Annotated in this window: 17 protein-coding genes; 2 read left to right on the top strand and 15 right to left on the bottom strand. The window is 71.7% G+C overall.

Annotated elements, in window-relative coordinates; all coding sequences use genetic code 11:
- Positions 1 to 2: 2 nt before the first annotated feature.
- The 12 genes from ACFYT9_RS09890 to ACFYT9_RS09835 all read right to left on the bottom strand — a co-directional run bounded on the left by ACFYT9_RS09890 (position 3) and on the right by ACFYT9_RS09835 (position 13,925).
- Positions 3 to 584, bottom strand: coding sequence for a Uma2 family endonuclease (locus ACFYT9_RS09890; protein ID WP_389162061.1), 582 nt, complete (start codon positions 582 to 584; stop codon positions 3 to 5).
- A 107-nt stretch (positions 585 to 691) separates the two neighbouring features.
- Positions 692 to 1,969 (bottom strand): thymidine phosphorylase, encoded by a 1,278-nt coding sequence (locus ACFYT9_RS09885; protein WP_389162059.1) that lies wholly within the window; start codon positions 1,967 to 1,969, stop codon positions 692 to 694.
- 84 nt (positions 1,970 to 2,053) lie between these two features.
- Entirely contained in the window at positions 2,054 to 2,458 is a 405-nt protein-coding gene (locus tag ACFYT9_RS09880; RefSeq protein WP_376600192.1) for a cytidine deaminase, read from the bottom strand.
- Positions 2,455 to 3,717 carry an ABC transporter permease gene (locus tag ACFYT9_RS09875; RefSeq protein WP_387273847.1) on the bottom strand — a complete coding sequence of 421 codons (1,263 nt, stop codon included), beginning with the start codon at positions 3,715 to 3,717 and terminating at the stop codon, positions 2,455 to 2,457. Before ACFYT9_RS09875 ends, ACFYT9_RS09880 begins: the two co-directional genes overlap by 4 nt.
- A complete protein-coding gene (locus ACFYT9_RS09870; protein ID WP_376600189.1) occupies positions 3,714 to 4,832 on the bottom strand; it encodes an ABC transporter permease in 1,119 nt (372 codons plus the stop codon). Before ACFYT9_RS09870 ends, ACFYT9_RS09875 begins: the two co-directional genes overlap by 4 nt.
- Complete coding sequence (locus tag ACFYT9_RS09865; protein ID WP_389162056.1) at positions 4,829 to 6,436, bottom strand: ABC transporter ATP-binding protein; 1,608 nt, start codon at positions 6,434 to 6,436, stop codon at positions 4,829 to 4,831. The genes ACFYT9_RS09870 and ACFYT9_RS09865 overlap by 4 nt, the downstream gene beginning before the upstream one ends.
- 216 nt (positions 6,437 to 6,652) lie before the next feature.
- Complete coding sequence (locus tag ACFYT9_RS09860; RefSeq protein ID WP_387273843.1) at positions 6,653 to 7,705, bottom strand: BMP family protein; 1,053 nt, start codon at positions 7,703 to 7,705, stop codon at positions 6,653 to 6,655.
- Between the two features lie 258 nt (positions 7,706 to 7,963).
- Positions 7,964 to 9,175, bottom strand: a complete 1,212-nt coding sequence (locus ACFYT9_RS09855) for an amidohydrolase (protein WP_376605174.1) — start codon at positions 9,173 to 9,175, stop codon at positions 7,964 to 7,966.
- A gap of 116 nt (positions 9,176 to 9,291) precedes the next feature.
- Positions 9,292 to 10,527, bottom strand: a complete 1,236-nt coding sequence (locus ACFYT9_RS09850) for a hypothetical protein (protein ID WP_389162055.1) — start codon at positions 10,525 to 10,527, stop codon at positions 9,292 to 9,294.
- Complete coding sequence (locus ACFYT9_RS09845) at positions 10,524 to 11,417, bottom strand: N-acetylneuraminate synthase family protein (RefSeq protein WP_376602059.1); 894 nt, start codon at positions 11,415 to 11,417, stop codon at positions 10,524 to 10,526. The genes ACFYT9_RS09850 and ACFYT9_RS09845 overlap by 4 nt, the downstream gene beginning before the upstream one ends.
- Before the next feature lie 13 nt (positions 11,418 to 11,430).
- Complete coding sequence (locus ACFYT9_RS09840) at positions 11,431 to 12,636, bottom strand: cytidylyltransferase domain-containing protein (protein ID WP_389162052.1); 1,206 nt, start codon at positions 12,634 to 12,636, stop codon at positions 11,431 to 11,433.
- Entirely contained in the window at positions 12,636 to 13,925 is a 1,290-nt protein-coding gene (locus tag ACFYT9_RS09835; protein WP_389162050.1) for a DUF6716 putative glycosyltransferase, read from the bottom strand. Before ACFYT9_RS09835 ends, ACFYT9_RS09840 begins: the two co-directional genes overlap by 1 nt.
- 219 nt (positions 13,926 to 14,144) lie before the next feature.
- Here ACFYT9_RS09835 and ACFYT9_RS09830 point away from each other — a divergent pair, with 219 nt between their 5' ends.
- On the top strand, positions 14,145 to 15,173 hold the full coding sequence (locus ACFYT9_RS09830) for a glycosyltransferase family 2 protein (protein ID WP_376602062.1): 1,029 nt from the start codon (positions 14,145 to 14,147) through the stop codon (positions 15,171 to 15,173).
- Positions 15,170 to 16,495, top strand: coding sequence for a polysialyltransferase family glycosyltransferase (locus tag ACFYT9_RS09825; RefSeq protein ID WP_389162048.1), 1,326 nt, complete (start codon positions 15,170 to 15,172; stop codon positions 16,493 to 16,495). Before ACFYT9_RS09830 ends, ACFYT9_RS09825 begins: the two co-directional genes overlap by 4 nt.
- A gap of 51 nt (positions 16,496 to 16,546) precedes the next feature.
- On the opposite strand, the gene ACFYT9_RS09820 is transcribed toward ACFYT9_RS09825, so the two are convergent.
- The 3 genes from ACFYT9_RS09820 to leuE form a co-directional block, all read right to left on the bottom strand.
- Positions 16,547 to 17,368: a MerR family transcriptional regulator gene (locus ACFYT9_RS09820; RefSeq protein ID WP_389162046.1), complete on the bottom strand. Its 822-nt coding sequence runs from the start codon at positions 17,366 to 17,368 to the stop codon at positions 16,547 to 16,549.
- Positions 17,369 to 17,405: 37 nt separating this feature from the next.
- Positions 17,406 to 18,704, bottom strand: coding sequence for an RNA-guided endonuclease InsQ/TnpB family protein (locus tag ACFYT9_RS09815; protein WP_389162044.1), 1,299 nt, complete (start codon positions 18,702 to 18,704; stop codon positions 17,406 to 17,408).
- 83 nt (positions 18,705 to 18,787) lie between these two features.
- Entirely contained in the window at positions 18,788 to 19,444 is a 657-nt protein-coding gene (gene leuE / locus ACFYT9_RS09810; RefSeq protein WP_389162043.1) for a leucine efflux protein LeuE, read from the bottom strand.
- Positions 19,445 to 19,500: the final 56 nt, after the last annotated feature.

Below are 19,500 nucleotides of genomic sequence, written 5' to 3'. Positions count from 1 at the left end.
GCTCAGGCGGAGGGGAACTCGGCGGTGTCGAGGGTGAGGCCGAAGGGGGCGGGGAGGTGGATCTCCTCGCCGAAGGGGGCGGCGCTCAGGACGCGGTAGACCTCGCCCGTGGGCTGCCCGTAGAGGGTGACGGTGGGGCCGCCGGGCGCCCAGCGGTCGACCAGGAGGTAGAGCGGTACGCCGGCCGTCGCGTAGCCGGCGGCCTTCGCGATGCGGTCGTGGTTCGCGTTCGACTGCGAGGTGATCTCCACGACGAGCTCCGCTTCCGCGGCCGGGATGGAGTGGCCGTCGAACTCTCGCAGCGCCGCCTTGGGCGCGACCAACAGGTCGGGGATGTACATGCCCGCCCGTGCGGGGATCGCGACGGCCTGCGTCTGGTAGACGCCGAGGTCATCCGGAATCACCCGGTACAGCCTGCGCTGGATCTCTTCCGCGATGCTGTTGTGCTGGTTGGCAGGTGACGGTGCCACGGTGATGATCCCCTCGATGATCTCCACCTTGCAGCCCTCGGGCCAGTCCATCTCGTGCCAGAGGCGGACGACGTCGTCCCAGCCCTGCCCGGCCTCGGCAGCGAGTGCGCTCATGGTGTGCTCCTCATTCGGTCGTCACCGATCCCAGCATGCCGAACGGGACCGGTGGGGGTCCACCGGTCCCGTTCGTCCGAAAGTGTCAATGGCACATGCCAGCGCTGTTACGCGATGCGGTCCAGGACGATCGGGGTCGCCTTGAAGTCGGTGCCCGCCGGGGCGATGTCCCAGGCGCCCTCAAGGGAGCCGAGGGCGTAGTCGAACTTCTCCGGGGTGTCCGTGTGGAGGGTGAGGAGGGGCTGGCCCGCGGTGACGGTGTCGCCGGGCTTGGCGTGCAGCTCGACGCCGGCGCCGGCCTGCACCGGGTCCTCCTTGCGGGCGCGGCCGGCGCCGAGGCGCCAGGCGGCGATGCCGATGTCGTAGGCGTCGAGGCGGGTCAGGACGCCCGAGGACGGGGCCGTGACGACGTGCTGCTCGCGCGCGACGGGGAGGGTCGCGTCCGGGTCGCCGCCCTGGGCCGCGATCATCCGGCGCCAGACGTCCATCGCGGAGCCGTCCTTGAGGGCCTTCGCCGGGTCGGCGTCCTTGATGCCGGCGGCGGCCAGCATCTCGGCGGCGAGGGCGATCGTCAGGTCGACGACGTCCTGCGGGCCGCCGCCGGCCAGGACCTCGACCGACTCGCGGACCTCGAGCGCGTTGCCGGCGGTGAGGCCGAGCGGGGTCGACATGTCGGTGAGGAGCGCCACCGTCTTCACGCCGCTGTCGGTGCCGAGCGCGACCATGGTGGAGGCCAGCTCGCGGGCGTCCTCGATGGTCTTCATGAAGGCGCCGGTGCCGACCTTGACGTCGAGGACGAGGGAGCCGGTGCCCTCGGCGATCTTCTTCGACATGATCGAGGAGGCGATGAGCGGGATCGCCTCGACGGTGCCCGTCACGTCGCGGAGCGCGTACAGCTTCTTGTCCGCGGGGGCCAGGCCGTCGCCGGCCGCGCAGATGACGGCGCCGGTGGTGTCGAGGACGTGCAGCATCTCCTCGTTGGAGAGCAGGGCGCGCCAGCCGGGGATGGACTCCAGCTTGTCGAGGGTGCCGCCGGTGTGGCCGAGGCCGCGGCCGGAGAGCTGCGGGACGGCCGCGCCGCAGGCGGCGACGAGCGGGGCGAGCGGGAGGGTGATCTTGTCGCCGACGCCGCCGGTGGAGTGCTTGTCGGCGGTGGGGCGGGAGAGGGCGTCGAAGTTCATGCGCTCGCCGGAGGCGATCATGGCCGCCGTCCAGCGGGCGATCTCGTCGCGGTTCATGCCGTTGAGCAGGATCGCCATGGCGAGGGCGGACATCTGCTCGTCGGCGACCGCGCCGCGGGTGTAGGCGTCGATGACCCAGTCGATCTGCTCGGGGCTCAGCTCGCCCTTGTCCCGCTTGGTGCGGATGACGGAGATGACGTCCATGTCGTGGTGCCTCTTTCTACGCGCATAGAGGGGGGAACGGGAGGAGCGGCCCTTCCATCGTGCCGGAAGGGCCGCTCCGGTGTGCTACTTCGCCAGGTGGTCGGGGCCGAAGGCCTGCGGCAGCATCTCCGCCAGGGTGAGGAACCCGGCGGGCGTCTCCAGGACGAGCTCGGGGCCGCCGAACTCGTACAGGAGCTGCCGGCACCGGCCGCACGGGACCAGCGACTCGCCCCGGCCGTCGACGCACACGAAGTGGGTGAGCCGGCCGCCGCCGGTGGCCTGGAGCTGGGAGACCAGGCCGCACTCGGCGCACAGGCCGAGTCCGAAGGAGGCGTTCTCGACGTTGCAGCCGGAGACCGTCCGCCCGTCGTCGACGAGGGCGGCCGCCCCGACCGGGTAGCCCGAGTACGGGGCGTAGGCGCGGCCCATCGCGGTCCGGGCCTCCTTCCGCAGGGACTCCCAGTCGGGCTCGGCGGCGGGCGTCGTCACTTGCCCTGGCCCTTCCGGTAGGGCAGGCCGTCCGCCTTCGGCATCCTCAGCCGCTGTGCGGAGAGTGCCAGCACGAGCAGGGTGGTGATGTACGGGGCGGCGTCGACGAACTGGCTCGGGACCTGGTCGGTCAGCGCGTACCAGAGGAAGAAGCCGACCGCGAAGACCGCGGAGATCACGGCGGGCACGTACTTCTTCTTGTACAGCTGCCAGGCGGCGGCGAGCACGAGGAGGATCGCGACGAGCAGCAGCAGCGCGTGGACGTTCTCGGCGCCGCCGCGGATCTTGAGGCTGTCGGTGAAGCCGAAGAGGCCGGCGCCGAGCGCCATGCCGCCGGGCATCCAGTTGCCGAAGATCATCGCGGCGAGACCGATGTAGCCGCGGCCGCCGGTCTGGCCCTCCTGGTAGATGCCGGTGGCGACGATCGCGAGGAAGGCGCCGCCGAGGCCGGCGAGGGCGCCGGACATGGTGACGGCGATGTACTTGTACTTGTAGACGTTGACGCCCAGGGACTCGGCGGCGACCGGGTTCTCGCCGCAGGAGCGCAGCCGCAGGCCGAAGGCGGTGCGCCACAGCACCCACCAGGTGGCCGGGATCAGCAGGATCGCGACGACGGTGAGCAGCGACAGGTTGGTGACCAGGCCGCCGAGGATGCCGGCGATGTCGGAGATCAGGAACCAGTGCTTCTGCTGGAGGTCCTGGAGCCAGTCGGACAACCCTGGGACGGTGATCTGGGTGATCTGGTCGATGCGCGGGGACTGCTTGGAGGAGCCGCCCTCGGCCTCGCCGAACGTGAAGTTCGACAGGTACATCGTGAAGCCGGCCGCGAGGATGTTGATGGCCACACCGGAGACGATGTGGTTCACGTTGAAGGTGACCGTGATGATCGCGTGCAGCAGGCCGCCCAGCGCGCCGCCGAGGAGGCCGAAGAGGACGCCCACCCAGGGGCCCCACTGGTAGCCGGCCCAGGCACCGAACCAGGTGCCGAGGATCATCATGCCTTCGAGGCCGATGTTGACCACGCCCGCGCGCTCGGCCCACAGGCCGCCGAGGCCGGCGAGGCCGATCGGGACGGCGAGGCGGAGCGCGCCGGAGACCTGGCCGATGGAGGTCAGGTCGTCGGCGCCGGAGATGACGCGGACCAGCGAGAAGAGGACGAGGCCGGCCGCGACGATCAGCAGGATCCACGGCCAGGTGAGCTTGCGGCGCCCGGTCTTCCTGGGAGCGGCGCTCGGCTTGGCGACGGTTCCGGTGCTCATGCCGAGACCTCCTTGTCGGTCTTGATGGCGCCGCCGGCGGCCAGCTCCTCGCCGACCTTCTGCTGCTGGCGGCGGGTGCCGTAACGGCGGACGAGCTCGTAGGAGACGACCACGGCGATCACGATGATGCCCTGCATGATCTGCGTGATCTCCTTCGGGTAGCCCTCGACGTCGAGCGACGAGGACGCCTTGTCGAGGAACGCGAAGAGCAGCGCGGCGAAGAGGATGCCGACCGGGTTGTTCCGGCCGAGCAGCGCGATCGTGATGGCGGTGAAGCCGACGCCGACCGGGAAGGACAGGCTGTACGTGTGGGTGTCGCCGAGCAGCGTGGGCATGCCGGAGAGGCCGGCGAGGCCACCGGAGATGAGCATCGAGGTGAGGATCATCTTCTTGGCGTCGACACCGCTGGCCTGGGCCGCCGACTCGCTCTCGCCGGTGGCGCGCAGGTCGAAGCCGAAGCGGGTGCGGTTGAGGACGAACCAGTAGACGACGCCGAGGGCGAGCGCGACGAAGGTGAAGCCGTAGATCTCGCCGTTGCCCTGGCCCATGTCGATGCCGGGGAACCAGCCGGACTCGGCGATCTCACCGGTGGTGAGGTCGTTGGAGCCCTCGGGCTGGACGCCGAGGTTGGCCGGCAGGATCAGCCACGCGATCAGGGAGGTCGCGATGGCGTTCAGCATGATCGTGGAGACGACCTCGGAGACGCCCCGGGTGGTCTTGAGGATGCCGGCGATGCCGGCCCAGAAGGCGCCGGTGAGGGCCGCGACGACCACGATCAGCAGGATGTGCAGGGGGCCGGGCAGCTCGACGGAGGCGCCGACCACGGCCGAGAGCATCGCGGCGAGGCGGTACTGGCCGTCGACGCCGATGTTGAAGAGGTTCATCCGGAAGCCGATGGCGACGGCCAGGGCTGCCAGGTAGTAGATCCCCGTCTGGTTGACGATCAGGACCTGGATGTCCGAGTACTCGGCGTTCTCGATCATCAGCTGGATCGGCTCGATCGGGTCGAGACCCGTCGCGAGCAGCACCAGCATGGTGAGGACGAACGAGGAGACCAGCGCGAGCACCGGGCCCGCGGCCCCGATGATCAGCTTGTCCTTGTCGATCTTCTTCATCGGGCGTCACCGTCTTCGGACTGCTCGGTGCCTTCGAGGTGGCCGGTGGCCGCGCCGGTCATGGCGGAGCCCAGCTCCTCGGGCGTGATGGTGGCGGGGTCCGCGTCCGCGACGAGCTTGCCGCGGTACATGACCCGGAGGGTGTCGGAGAGGCCGATCAGCTCGTCGAGGTCGGCGGAGATCAGCAGCACCGCCAGGCCCTCGCGGCGGGCGTCCCGGATCGCGTCCCAGATCTGCGCCTGCGCGCCGACGTCCACACCGCGGGTGGGGTGGGCGGCGATCAGGAACTTCGGGTTGTGGCTCATCTCGCGGCCGACGATCAGCTTCTGCTGGTTGCCGCCGGAGAGGGAGGCCGCGGTCACGTCGATGCCCGGGGTGCGGACGTCGTACTCGCGGACGATCCGCTCGGTGTCCTTGCGGGCGGCCTTCGGGTCGAGGATGCCGCGCTTGGAGTTGGGCGCCTCGGTGACGTGGCCGAGGATGCGGTTCTCCCAGAGGGGGGCCTCCAGGAGCAGGCCGTGGCGGTGCCGGTCCTCGGGGATGTAGCCGATGCCGCCCTCGCGGCGCTTGCGCACGGAGACCTTGGAGATGTCCTCGCCGTCGAGCGAGATGACGCCCTCGTCGGGGGTGGCCATGCCCATCAGGGCCTCGATGAGCTCGGTCTGGCCGTTGCCCTCGACGCCCGCGATGCCGAGGACCTCGCCCTTGTGGATGGTGAGCGAGATGTCGTCGAGCAGCTTGCGGCCGGCCGCGACCTCCTGGACGACCGTCGTGCTCGACGGGTCCGCGGGGGCGGCGGTGGTCAGCGGGGCGCCGGTGGCGCCGCCTTCCAGGAGGGTGAGGTTCTCGACCCGGAGCATGGCGACGTCGGTGACGGTCGACTCGCGGGTCTCCGGGGAGGGCAGCTCGCTGCCGACCATCAGCTCGGCGAGCTGCTTGGTGGTGGCGGTCTTCGGGTCGGCGGTGCCGACGGTGGTGCCGCGCCGGATGACGGTGATGTCGTCGGCGACCTTCAGGACCTCGCCCAGCTTGTGCGAGATGAAGATGACGGTGAGGCCCTCGGCCTTGAGCTCGCGCAGGTTGTCGAAGAGCGCGTCGACCTCCTGCGGGACGAGGACGGCGGTCGGCTCGTCGAGGATGAGGATCTTCGCACCGCGGTAGAGCACCTTGAGGATCTCGACGCGCTGCCGGTCGGCGACGCCGAGGTCCTCGACGAGGACGTCGGGGCGGACGCCGAGGCCGTACGCGTCGGAGATCTCCTTGATCTTCTTGCGGGCCTTGGCGCCGATGCCGTACAGCTTCTCGCCGCCGAGGACGACGTTCTCCAGGACGGTGAGGTTGTCGGCGAGCATGAAGTGCTGGTGCACCATGCCGATGCCGCGCGCGATGGCGTCGCCGGGGCTGGCGAAGGTGACCTGCTCCCCGTCGATGGCGATGGTGCCCTCGTCCGGCTTCTGCATGCCGTAGAGGATCTTCATCAGGGTCGACTTGCCGGCACCGTTCTCACCGATGAGGGCATGCACGGTGCCCTTGCGAACGGTGATCGCGATGTCCTTGTTGGCGACGACGCCGGGGAAGCGCTTGGTGATGCCGTGGAGTTCCACGGCAGGGGGGCTGGACGCGTTGATGACGCACTCTCCTTGGCCGAAAGGAGTGGGAGGCGAGGGCAGGGCGGGGCGAAGTTATCGTGCCGGTGCGACATCTACACGCGTAGCGCTGCCGAAAAGTGAAAACCCGTACGGGAATGGGCCCGGGGCCCGGTACCGGTGGGAGTCCCACCGGGGCCGGGCCCGCGGGCAACTGGTCGTGACCTGCGCGCCTTACGGGGCGGTCTTGACCGTGATCTTGCCGTCGATGATGTCCTTCTTCGCCTTCTCCACCGCGGCGATGAGGTCCGTCATGGACTTGTACTTCGGGTTCGAGTCGGCGAGGGCGACACCGTCGGTGGCGAGGCCGTAGCGGACCTCACCGGTCTGCGGCTTGCCGTCCTTGACCGACTTGATCAGGTTGTAGACGGAGTCGGAGACGTCCTTGGTGACCGAGGTCAGGATCGCGTCCTTGTACTCGGCGAGACCGGCCTGGTTGTACTGGTCGGAGTCGACGCCGATGGCCCACTTGCCGGCCTTGGACGCGGCCTCGATCGCACCGGAGCCGGCGAGACCGGCGGCGGCGTAGATCACGTCGGCGCCCTTGTCGAGCTGGCCCTCCGCGGCGGCCTTGCCGAGGTCGGGCTTGGCGAAGCCGTCGAAGTTCGGCGGCTGGGTCAGGTACTGGGTGAGCACCTTCGCCTTGGGGTTGGTGTCCTTGACGCCCTGGACGTAGCCGGCCTCGAACTTCTTGATCAGCGGGACCTCGACACCGCCGATGAAGCCGACCGTGCCCGACTTCGACGCCTTGGCGGCGGCGACGCCGGCCAGGTAGGAGCCCTGCTCCTCGTTGAACACCATGTTGGCGATGTTCTTGCCGGTCACCGAGGTGTCGTCGATGATGCCGAAGGTCGTGTCCGGGAACTGGGCGGCGACCTTCTTGATGGCCGGGGCGTAGGCGAAGCCGACGCCGATGACCGGGTTGTTGCCGGCGCGGGCCAGCGAGGTGAGGCGCTGCACCTTGTCGGCGTCGCCCTCGCCGGACGACGGCTCGGCCTCGGAGCCGTCGACGTCGAGCTCGTCCTCGGCCTTCTTCAGACCCGCGTAGGCGGCGTCGTTGAAGGACTGGTCGCCGCGGCCGCCGATGTCGTACGCGATGGCGGCCTTGGACGCCTTCGTGTCGGAGCCGGAGCCGCCCTCGGAGGAGGACTTGCCGCAGGCGGTGGCGGAAAGCGCGAGCGCCGCGGAGGCGATGCCCACGGTGGTGATCCTGGTGAACCGGCGCAAGAGGAGGGTCCCTTCAAGACTGACCGAAAGCGCCTCTTCCGGCGCTGGCTTTGCGGCGATCGTAACGCGCGTAGATGTCAGTTAAAGACCTGTTCATGAGTCGTTACCGTATCGACGCGAACCCACAGGCCAGAGTACCCGTACACGCTTCGCGATCAAGGCGCAACCCCGTGTCATCAGCCGAGATGGGGCGCGGGAAAAAGGCCGGGCACCGCTCCCCCGCGGGTGGCGGGAGGGCGGTGCCCCGGTGCGTACGTGTCAGTCGGCGTCGATCAGCGCGGCGGCGGTGAAGAGCTCCACGGCGGTCCGGATGCACCGCTCGTCGACGTCGAAGTCGCCCGCGTGGAGGTCCCGGACGCGCGAGTCCCCGGGGGTGCGGACGCCGAGCCGGGCCATCGCGCCGGGCACGTGCTCCAGGTACCAGGAGAAGTCCTCGCCGCCGAGGCTCTGCTCGGTGTCCTCGACGGCGTCGGCGCCGAGGCGGGCGGTCATGGCGTCCCGGAGCAGCTCCACGACCACCGCGTCGTTGACGACCGGCGGGACGCCGCGGACGTAGTTCACGGTGGACTTGGCCCGGTGCAGCGCGGCGACCTCGTCGACGGCGGCGTGCACCAGGTCGGGGGCGTCGCGCCAGGCGGGCAGGTCGAGGCAGCGGACGGTGCCGGAGAGCTCGGCGTGCTGCGGGATGACGTTGGGCGCGTGGCCGGCCTCGATCCGGCCCCAGGTGACCGAGAGGCCGGAGCGGGCGTCGACCCTGCGGGCGAGCACGGCCGGCACGTCGGTGGCGATCCGGGCGGCGGCGGTCACCAGGTCGGTGGTGAGGTGCGGGCGGGCGGTGTGGCCGCCGGGGCCGTCGAGGGTGATCTCCAGGCGGTCGCAGGCCGAGGTGATGGGGCCGGTGCGGATCCCGATCCTGCCGGCGTCGACCTTGGGGTCGCAGTGGACGGCGATGATGCGGCCGACGCCGTCGAGGACGCCGGCCGCGACCGCGTCGGCGGCGCCGCCGGGCAGCACCTCCTCGGCCGGCTGGAAGAGCAGCCGCACCGGGCGGGGCAGCCGGCCCTCGCGGGCCAGCTCGGCGAGGACCAGTCCGGCGCCGAGGACCGTGGTGGTGTGCACGTCGTGGCCGCAGGCGTGCGCCCGGTTGGGGACGGTGGAGCGGTACGCGACGGTCTTGGCGTCCGGGATGGGCAGCGCGTCGAGGTCGGCGCGGACGGCGAGCATGGGGCGCCCGCCGTCCCACGTGCCGATGTCACAGATGAGGCCCGTGCCGCCCGGCAGGACGCGCGGCGCGAGGCCGGCCGCCTCCAGGCGGGCCTTGAGCGCGGCGGTGGTGCGGAACTCCTGGTTGCCGAGCTCCGGGTGCATGTGCAAGTCCCTGCGGAAGGCGATCAGTTCGTCGCGCAGGGCGGAGGGCAGCGTTCCGGGCAGGGTGAACGATCCGGGCTCACGGGTCTTCAACTGGTTCACCCTGTGAAGGGTAGGCCCATCCGGTGATCAACTGCCCGTTGATCACGAAAAGTTCAGCCCCTTAGGGGAAAGAATCTCGGTTTGCCGTGCATGGGACACACTCCGTATGGGTATGGTCACCCGAATTCGAGCCGGTCGACCGCGGAGCCGGTGCGGGGGGTGAGCCGGTCGGCCCCCGCCGCCGTCCCGGCGACGCCGGCGAGGAAGCCCTGGGCCCGCGGCGAGGCGGTGGCCTTGAGCCACTCGGGTGCGATCTCGCAGACCGCCACCTTCACCCCGGTGCCCGCCAGGGCGAGCGGCAGGGTGTGCACCACGGTGGAGGGGAAGCTGACGATGGTGGCGCCGATCGGGCCGCGCCGGGCGATCAGCTCCAGCGGCAGATCCGGGCGGACCACCTGGAGCCCGGTCTCGACCGCGACCCGGTGCAGCTTCTCCGGGGTCTCCCGGCGGTGGGCGAAGTAGCGGGTGGCGCCGTGGGTGCGGGCCAGCTGCCCGACCACCCGGAGGTAGTGGTCCGCGTCGATCACGCCGGTCTCCACGAGCGAGGTGCCCACCAGATCCGCGCCGCCGGTGAGCGCGGGCGGTCCGAAGCGCTCCCGGGTCCACGCGTAGGTGTTCTCGGTGACCTCGGTGCCCGGCGGCGCCTGCACCGGCAGCGAGGTGAAGATCTCCACGCTCCGGCCGGGCCCGGGGGCCAGCCGGCGGCGGGCCAGCGAGGTGACCGGGGCGAGGACCAGCTCGCGCGGCCCGAGGTCGCCCTTGCGGTGCCAGCGGACCAGCCGCTCCCCGCCCGCGAGCTGGGCGGCGAACTCCATCGTCGCGGTGCCGTCGTCGACGACCGTGACGTGCCGGGGCCCGAAGAGGGTGAGCAGCAGCTGGACGTACCGGGAGAAGGGGTCGCCGACGATCACGCGCCCGGCGGCGCGCAGCGGCCCGCCCAGCTCCCGCAGGGTGCGCACGAGCGCGCCGCGCCCGGCCCGCGCCTCCTGCCAGTGCACGGCGAACCCCTCGTCACGGGCGAGCTGGGCCATCCGGCGCAGCTGCCCCCGCGACATGGGATCGGTCGGGGAGAGGACGACGATCCTGAGGTCGTCGGCGGCGGAGCCCTCCGGTCCCCCGGTGACCGGCGCGGGAGCCGCGCCGGCTCCCGGCGCCGAGGGGGTTTCCCCCTGCCCGGACGGATCCGGGGACTCGGGGGACGGGGCCCCCTGCCCGGACGGAGCCGGGGACCCGGGGGAGGGTGCGGGCGCCGCGGCGGCGGCCGGGGTGGTCCCCCGGCCGCGCGCGTGGGCCCACTCCAGGACGTTCAGGAGCTGGACGGGGCTCTCGACGAACGCCAGTCGGCCGGTCATGCGGAGACGGGCTCCAGGACGCGGCGGAGCTTCTTCATCGGGCCGAGCTCCGACTCGTACACCTTCTTCACGCCGTCGCCGAGCGCGGTCTCGATGGTGCGGATGTCGCGGACGAGGCGCTCCAGGCCCCCGGGCTCGACGGAGGCGGCCTGGTCCGAGCCCCACATGGCGCGGTCGAGGGTGATGTGGCGCTCGACGAAGGTGGCGCCGAGGGCGACGGCGGCCAGCGTGGTCTGGAGGCCGGTCTCGTGGCCGGAGTAGCCGATCGGGACGTTCGGGTACTCCTCCTGGAGCGTCTGGATGACGCGCAGGTTCAGCTCCTCCGCCTTGGCCGGGTAGGTGGAGGTGGCGTGGCAGAGCAGGATGTTGTCGCTGCCCAGGACCTCGACCGCGTGACGGATCTGCTTCGGCGTCGACATGCCGGTGGAGAGGATGACGGTGCGGCCGGTGGCGCGCAGCTCGCGCAGCAGCTCGTCGTCGGTGAGGGAGGCGGAGGCCACCTTGTGGGCGGGGACGTCGAACTTCTCCAGGAAGGCGACGGCCTCGGTGTCCCACGGGGAGGCGAACCAGTCGATGCCGCGCTTCTTGCAGTGCTCGTCGATCTGGCGGTACTCGTCCTCGCCGAACTCCACGCGGTGGCGGTAGTCGATGTACGTCATCCGGCCCCAGGGGGTGTCGCGCTCGATGTCCCACTGGTCGCGCGGGGTGCAGATCTCCGGGGTGCGCTTCTGGAACTTGACGGCGTCGCAGCCGGCGTCGGCGGCCACGTCGATCAGCTTGAAGGCGTTCTCGAGGTCGCCGTTGTGGTTGATGCCGATCTCGCCGCAGATGTAGACGGGCTGACCGGGACCGGCGGTCTTCGGGCCGAGGGTGCGCAGACGGGTGCTCATGGTGGTGCTTCCTTCAGTTCGGGAGAGGGGTGGGGGTGTTCAGCTCGGGTCCGAGGAGCCAGGCGGCGATCTCACGGATCGCTCCGAAGCCGCCCGGGGTGACGGTGACCGCGCGGGCCGCGGCCCGGACGGAGTCGTGGGCGCTGCCCACCGCGACGGGCCAGCCGACGAGGTGGAAGCAGGGCAGGTCGTTGACGTCGTTGCCGGCGTAGAGGACGCGCGCGGGGTCGATGGACTCGGCCTCGCACCACTCCTTGAGTGCCAGGTCCTTGCGGTCGATCCCGTGCAGGACGGGGATCTTCAGCTTCCTGGCGCGGGCGGCGACGACGGGGTTCTGCTCGGTGGAGAGGATGAGGACGGGGAGCCCGGCGCGGCGGAGGGCCGCGATGCCGAGGCCGTCGCCGCGGTGGGCGGAGACGAACTCCCGCCCCTCCGCGTCGAGGTGGACCCGGTCGTCGGTCTGGGTTCCGTCGAAGTCGAGGACGACCGCGTCGACGTCGGCGAAGCCGGGGGTGGCCGGTTCGTCGAGGAGCGGTGCCAGGGCCTTGGCGCGGGCCAGGTCGTGCGGGTCGTCGATCTCCAGGACGCGGGCCGGGTCGGTGACGACGACGGCGGTCCGGCCGAAGAAGCGGTGCCCGTGGGTACGGAAGCCGGCCGCGTCCATCGCGTAGACGGCGCCGGTCTCCAGGTATTCGGGCTCGCGGTCCTGGCGGCGCGGGCGGTGGGCCTTGTCGTGGTTGACGCCGGTGGCGCCGTCGGCCGTCTCGCGCCAGAGGAAGCCGTGCGAGGGGGCGGCGGTGAAGGCGGTGTCGGCGGCGCCGGAGGTGATCCGGGCGACGGCCTCGGCGACCTCGGCGGAGGTGAGGAAGGGGCTGGTGCACTGGACGAGGAGGACCACGTCGGCGGTGCGGCCGTGGGTGGCCTCGAAGGCGTCGAGGGCGTGGAGCACCGCGGACTCGCTGGTGGCGGTGTCGCCGGCGAGGGCGGCCGGGCGCGGCACCGCCTCGGCGCCGAAGGAGCGGGCGGCGGCGGCGATCGCGTGGTCGTCGGTGGAGACGGCGACGTCGGTGACGCCGACGGCGCCGAGGCAGGCCCGGACGGCCCGGCCGACCAGCGGGATCCCGGCGACCGGGGCGAGGTTCTTGGCGGGGACTCCCTTGGAGCCGCCCCGCGCGGGGATGACGGCGAGCACGGTGGGGCTCGGCTTCTTCACGGTCATCACAGTTCTCCCAGGCGTCGGACGACGGGGGCCACGCGCTGGACGCCGTGGCGGTAGGCGCCGCGCGCCGCCTCGCGGACGATCCGGCGCAGTCCGCTGTCGCGGGCCGGCGGCGCGGTGACGTCCAGGCGGTGGCGGGCGAGGATCCCCGGCAGGTAGCCGGGGGCCGTCTCCGCGGTGTAGTAGGGGCTGATCGGGGGGAGTCCGGGCAGCGCGAGGAGCTTCGCGACCCGTTCGCGGGCGGCGTCGAAGGCGGAGTCGTACCCGCCGTCGGACGCCACGCCCTGCCGGGCCAGCCACTCCTCTTCGGGCTCGGGCGCCTCGCCCCGGTCGAGCCGGTCGAAGGAGGCGAGGAGGCCGGAGCCGATGAAGTGGTGGTTGCCGTTGACCTCGCGGACCCCGCAGTCGGTGAGGATCGCGGTGGGGATCCGGCGGTGCAGCGCCTCCAGGGCGGCGGTGGAGGAGACGGTGACCAGCAGGTCGGTGCGGTCCAGGACCTCGCCCATGTGCCCGTACACCAGGCGGAAGTTGGCGGGCGGGTCCAGATCGCGCACCAGCCGCTGGTACGGGTGCTCCTCCAGGTGCGTGGTGTGCTCGCCGGGCTTGGAGCGGAGCTTGAGGAGGACCTCGCGCTCCGGGTGCAGCCGGGCGTGCCGGACCAGCCGCTCCAGCACGTACGCCCGCTCGGCCCGGGTGACCGGTACGGACGGCTGGGCGGCGAACACCAGGGTGTCGCGGCCCTCTTCGGGGCGGTACGGGGCGCCGCCGAGGAACGGCAGCGCGGCCTCGACGACCGAGTCGGAGCCCGCGCCGACCCCTTCGTACACGGCGCGGAACCGGTCCGCGTCGTGACGGGAGTTGGCGAGGACGACGTCGGCGCCGTGGCGCAGCAGCAGTCCGTCGGCCAGCTTCTCGTAGACCACGCCGACGTACCCGGTGACGATCACCGGCCGGCGGTCGAGGCCGAGGTCGGCGAGGCCCTGGAGGACGGCCCGGACGGTGCCGCCGACGAGCGCCAGGACGACGACGTCGTACCGCTCGCCGCGCGTCTCCGCGTCCCGCACCTCGCGCAGGAACTCCGCCCCGGTCACCTCGCGCGGGGCGGCCGTGGAGGCCCCCGTCTCGGCGAGCTGGCGGGCGGTGGGGGTGGCACGGCCGCGGAGCACGAAACCGGTCGGCTCGGTGTCCGCGGCGGTGATGCGGCGCGCGGTGAGCGCACCCCATTTCCACCGGGTGTCGGAATCCGCGAGTACGGCGATCCGTACCGCTTCACTGGAACTTGCTGGCACGTCGAGGACGCTAGAAGGGCATTCCGGTCTACGGCCCAACTGAGCCGCAACAAACGGTGAACAGCACCTCTCCGCGATCTGAAGCGGCCCGGGATTCAGCCGTTGGACGGCCCGAAATCCCCTCGGGTAAAGGCGGTTAATCAGCCCGCCGCTTCGTGTTCACCGAAAATCCCCCGGCCGGTCGGCGGAGCGGCCGGGCGGGCGCCTAGCGTCGGCCGCGTGGTCAAGCTCTCCGTCGTCGTGCCGTTCTTCAACGTGCAGACATACGCCCCCGACACCCTCGCCAGTCTGCGCGCCAACGCCCGCGACGACTTCGAGTTCCTCCTCGTCGACGACTGCTCGTCCGACGACACCCCCGAACTCCTCGAACGCGCCGCGCGCGAACTGCCCGGCGCCGTCCTGATCCGGCACGAGCGGAACGAGGGCCTGGCGACCGCCCGCAACACCGGCCTCGACGCGGCCCGCGGCGAGTTCGTCACCTTCCTCGACGGGGACGACTGGCTCTCCCCCGGCTACTACGGGCGCCTGGTCGGGGCCGCGGAGGAGCTCGGCTGCGACTTCCTGCGCACCGACCACACCTCGGTCACCGGGCGCGCCCGCTCGGTCCGCCGGGCACCCGTCCCGCGCCGCGAGGAGGTCCTCGACCCACGCGAGGCGATCCTCCCCGCCCACCGCACCACGTCCGTCGACTACCCCTTCGCCTGGGCCGGCATCTACCACCGCAGGCTCCTCGACCGGGGCCTGCTGCACTTCCCGCACGGCCTGCGCACCGCCGAGGACCGGCCCTGGATCTGGCGGCTGCACCGCGAGGCGGAATCCTTCGCCGCCGTCGGTGAACTCGGCGTCTTCTACCGGCGCGGAGTGGCGACCTCGCTCACCCAGATCGGCGACGTCCGGCAATTGGATTTCATCCGCGCATTCGACCAGGTGATCGCGGAGACCGCCCAGGACAGGGAAGCGGACCGCTTTCTCCCGAAAGCCGTCCGCACCTATTGCGCGGTCATCGCCCATCACATCGGCTCGATACAGAAGTTCGAACCGGACGTGGCCCGGCAGCTGAAGGCGATGAGCGCGGGCGCGCTGCGCCGCATGCCGCAGGACGTCCTCGAACAGGCGCTGACCGCGATGGGCGGCGACCGGGCCGCCGTCCTGCGCAAGCTGCGCCGCCGGCGCCCCGCACCCCCGCCGCCGGCCCCGCCGGGCGGCCGCGGCCCGGCCGGCACGACCCCCTCGGAGGTGGCCGCGTGAGCACGGCCCGCACCACCCAGATCTTCGCCGCCTCCACCCTCTACGGGGCGGTCACCCTGGCCGCCGCCATAGACAGCGGCTGCTTCGGCACCGCCGCCCGGCGGATCCTCCTCGTCACCAACAACGCGCCCGTCCCGGAGACCACCCCGGCCTTCGACGAGGCGGAGGGCTTCGGGCGGATCCGCGACCGCTTCGACGAGGTGGTGTCCTGGAACGAGACCATCTCCCCGCTCCACCCCGGCGGCTGGACCCCGCGCGGCCAGGACGTGCCGATGCTCCAGCGCCACCTCCACACGGTGTGGGGGCTCGGCGGCGGCCGGATCGAGCTGGTCCTGGAGTCCATCCAGGTCACCCCCGCCCTCGCCCTCGCCCAGCTGCTCCCGGAGGCGGCGATCACCGTCTACGCGGACGGCCTGATGAGCTACGGGCCGACCCGCAACAAGATCGACCCGCTGATCGGCGGCCGGGCCGCCCGCCTCCTCCACCTCGATCTGGTGCCGGGGCTGCGGCCGCTGCTGCTCGGCGAGTTCGGCGCAGTGCCGGAGACCGTCCCCGTGGAGGCCTTCACCAAGGCCGTCGCCGAGCTCGCCGGCACCGACGCGCCCGCCACGGGCGACGAGGGCCCGGCCCTGCTCCTCGGCCAGTACCTGGCCGCGCTCCACCTGATGACGGCCGCCGAGGAGGAGGAGCTGCACCTGAGCATGGTGCGCGGCGCGGTCGCCCACGGCCACCGGCGCCTCGTCTTCAAGCCGCACCCCACCGCCCCCGACTCCTGGACGGCCTCGCTGGCCGAGGAGGCGGCCCGGCTCGGCGCCGAGCTCTCGGTCGAGACCCGTCCGGTCCTCGCCGAGGTGCTCTACCGGGAGCTGCGGCCCGCGCTGGTCGTCGGCTGCTTCTCGACGGCGCTGATGACGGCCCGTACGTTCTACGGCCTGCCGGTCGCCCGGGTCGGCACCCGGGAACTGCTCCAGCGGCTCACCCCGTTCCAGAACAGCAACCGGATCCCGCTGACGGTGGTCGACGCGGTCGTGCCGTCTCTGACGCCCGGCCCGGAGGACGAGGAGCCGGTGACGGACGCCGCCCGCCTCGACGACCTGGTCGCCGCGGTCGGCTTCGCGATGCAGCCGAACATAAGGGCCGATCTGCGGGAGGCGGCGGTACGCCATCTGTCCGGGCCGTACGCCGAGCGCACCCGGCACCACTTCACCCGCCGCCGGCTCACCGTCCTGGACCTCCCGGGCGGCCTGCCGGTCCCCCGGCACCCCCGGGTCCGCCGGCTGGCCCGCCGGGCCCTGCGGCTGCGCAAGGCCCTGAAGAAGTAGCACCCGCCGGACCGGCCCGGGACCTGTGCGGAGGTCCCGGGCCCACCGTCCTCACGCGCGGGTGATCGGCTCCTGGAGCTCGGTCACCCAGCCGGCCGGGTCCTCCGGGCACTCCAGGTACAGCTCGCGGGCGTAGCCGGCGGAGGCGTGGCCGTTGACGTCGATCCAGGAGGCGAGGGCCTGCGCGGTCGGCAGGATGTCGTCCATGGCTCCGCGGTGGACGACGGTGGCCGCCTCGTCGATGCCGGGCAGCACGTGCACGCGCACCCCGTCCGCCTCGGTGCCCTCGGGCACGGTCATGCAGGCGTGCACGACGATCGACCCGTCGCCCTCGCCCGCGTCCTCGTAGTACGCGATCCCCGGCCCGAAGCCGGTGACCCCGGCCGCCTCCAGGCGGCCGCACAGCTCCCCGTACAGCGGCCCGATGACGGGCGAGATGGCCCCGGGCTCGAAGCCCGCGGCGACCGCGCTCAGCTCGGCGACCCGCACGGCGGGGATCTTCTTGACGACGACGTCCTGCGTGGACATGCGTCCCTCGCTCTCGATGGCTCGGAGCCTCGCGCCGACCTGGGCGAGCCGGGCCCGCGACGCTTCCAGGGCCGCTTCCAGCTCGGCCTGGCGCAGTCTCAGCATCCCGCGCAGCTCCTCCGCGCCGATCTCGTCCCCGAGGATGGCCCCCACCTGTTCCAGGGTGAAGCCGAGGTCCTTGAGCGCGATGACGCGATTGAGCCGCGCGAGCTGGTCCGCCGTGTAGTGGCGGTACCCGCTGTACGGGTCGACGTGGGCCGGGCGCAGCAGTCCGATCGCGTCGTAGTGACGCAGCATCCGGACCGACACCCGCCCGTGCCGGGCGAAGTCTCCGATGGTGAACATGACGCCCCTTACTCAAAACTCTGACACAGGGGGAGAGTCAACGGAGGAGCGCGCCGCACTGCGAGCGCCGGGCTTCGACCCTCACACCGTTTGAATGCTCCCATCCCTGCTTCGGGATGGGATTCCCGGCTCGGGCCGCCTCCTGGAGCCGCGCTCCCGGAGGTCTCACACCCTCGGCGCCGGCCGGGTCCAGACCTGCCCGGACGAGCATCACGCGGGCCGAGTTCTTGTCCCTCGGGGACGTCGCTCCGCACGCGCCGCACGTGTAGGTACGTTCCGACAGCGGCAGGGCGTGCTTGGCTCTCGCTCCGCACCGCGCGCAGTCCATGGTGGTGTGGGCCGGGTGCACGAGGCGGACGTCCCGCCCGTGCTTGCGGCCCATTTCGAGCAGGGCGTTCTTGGTGGCACCGATCGCCGCGTCGGCGGCCTTCCGTGCCATCGTGGTCCTGGTCAGGAACCGGGGGCGGAAGTCCTCCACCGCGATGGCGTCGTGGTCACGTACGACCTTCTTAGCCCACTTGCGGCCCGTGTCCAGGCGCTGCCTGGCGACCTTCTGGCATGCTTTCGCCCGCAACCGTTTCGCCGCCCTGTACCCCTTCGAGGCCGCCTTCCCCCGGTCCGGCTTGCGGCGGGCCATCATCCGGTCGTACCGCGACAGCCGCTCCTTCGCCTTCCGGCCGAACTCCGGATGCGGAAGGTCGTGGGCATCACTCGTGGTGGTGGCGATCTCCTTCACGCCCCAGTCGATGCCGAGCACCGCTCCGGTCTCGGGCAGGGGCCGGATCGTGGCGGGAACCACGAAGGAGGCGTACCAGTGCCCGACGGCGTCCCGGTGGACGCGTACGGATGTCGGATCGGCAGGCAACACACGCGACCACACCACCGACAGCACGACCCCGCCCGCGAGGTGCAGGCGTCCGTCCTTCAGACGGAAGCCGTTCCGCGTGTAGTTGAGTGTCGGATCGGCCCCGCGCTTCCTCTTGTACGTGGGAAGTCCCGCCCGCCGCCGAACGGGAAGGCGCTCCTTGATGTCCTTCAGCGCCTTCGCGCGGGCCCTGCCGAAGTCACGGATGAGCTGTTGCTGTGGTACCGACGCCCCCTGGGCGAGCCAGGGAGTGATGGCCCGCGCCTCGGTGAGCATCCGGTCCAGACTGGCCGGCCCGCACTTCTCACCGGCGGCATGCGCCTTCATCGACCGAGCGACGCACTCGTTCCAGATCCACCGGCATCGGTCCCACTCCCCGAGCAGCGCGGCCAGCGCCGTGGACGACACGCGCAGCCGGTACGAGTACCGGGCGTGCGCCGTGCCACCGGCTGCTGTGGAAGAGGTCGCCATGATGCGACGGTATGACCGGACTTCGGCTGTGCCTTCGAGTATCCAAAGGCTTCACACGAACGGGCGAACGGACGGCGTCGGCCTCAGGCGGCGCTGCTGAGGGAGAGTTTCACGGCGAAGCCGAGGAAGAGGGCACCGGCGGCGGAGGTGGCGCCGGCGGAGAGGCGCTTGCGGCGGCGGAAGGCGGCGGCGAGGCGGGTGCCGCTGAAGATGAGGGTGGTCAGGTAGAGGAAGCTGCCGAGCTGGAGCAGGCCGCCGAGGACCAGGAAGGAGAGCGCCGGGTAGGCGTAGGAGGGGTCGACGAACTGCACGAAGAAGGAGATCAGGAAGAGGATCGCCTTCGGGTTGAAAAGGCTGATGATCAGCGCACGCCGGTAGGGGTGCTCGTTGGAGCCGGTCTCGGCGGCGGTGCTCTCGGCGGCGGTGGGTTCGCGGCGGGAGCGCCACATCTCCAGGGCCGCGCGGAGCATGCCGTACGCCATCCAGGCCAGGTATCCGGCGCCCGCGTACTTCACGACGGTGAAGAGGAGCGGGGTGGTCTGGAGGAGGGAGGCCGCGCCGAGGGCGGCGAGGGTCATCAGGATCGTGTCGCCGGTGAAGACGCCGGCGGCGGCCTTGTAGCCGGTCCGGGTGCCCTTGCGGGCCGCGACGGACAGCACGTAGAGCGAGTTCGGCCCCGGCAGGAGAATGATGAGGACGAGCCCGGCGAGATAGGTCGGCAGATCGGTGACACCCAGCATGGGCGGAGTGTCGCACATGGGTGCGACACTCCGCAGTGACCTGTGTCTATGTGATA

Source organism: Streptomyces sp. NPDC004435, from assembly GCF_042873895.1.
Classification (GTDB): domain Bacteria; phylum Actinomycetota; class Actinomycetes; order Streptomycetales; family Streptomycetaceae; genus Streptomyces.
This window is presented reverse-complemented; position numbering and strand designations above follow the sequence as displayed.